1 protein-coding gene is annotated in these 389 nt (G+C 53.5%); it reads right to left on the bottom strand.

All coding sequences use genetic code 11. The features are described 5' to 3' along the window. Positions 1–389 (bottom strand): hypothetical protein (locus tag A3773_RS19850; protein WP_197462851.1); only part of this gene is annotated, 389 nt, incomplete at both ends.

Genomic DNA, 389 nt, shown 5'->3' with positions numbered 1-389 from the left:
TCTTTTCTTTCTTTTTCTTTTTCTTTTTTTTTCTTTCTTCCCCCCTCCTTCTCCTTTTTTTCTTCTCTCCCCTCTTTCCCTTCTCTTCCTTCTCCCCCTCTTTCCCCCTCCTCTCTTCTCTCTCTCTCCTCCCCTCCTCCCCCCTTTTCTTCCTTTTTTCTCCCTTCCTCTCCCTCCCCTCCCCCTCCCTTCCCCTTCCCTCCCCTCCCCTCCTCTCCTCTTCTCCCTCTCTCTTTCTTTCTCCCCTTCCCTCCCCTCCCTTTCTTTTCCCCCCTCTTCCCCCTCCTCCCTCTTCCCCTCCCTCTTCCCCCCCCTTTCTTCTCCCCTTTCTTTTCTCTCCCCTCTCCCCTTTTTCCCGTAAGTAGGATTCTACTTCAAACTGCGGGGTG

This window comes from Neptuniibacter pectenicola (assembly GCF_001597735.1).
In the GTDB taxonomy this organism is placed as follows: domain Bacteria; phylum Pseudomonadota; class Gammaproteobacteria; order Pseudomonadales; family Balneatricaceae; genus Neptuniibacter; species Neptuniibacter pectenicola.
Note: the sequence above shows the minus strand (reverse complement) of the source record. Positions and strands in the feature narration are given on the sequence as shown.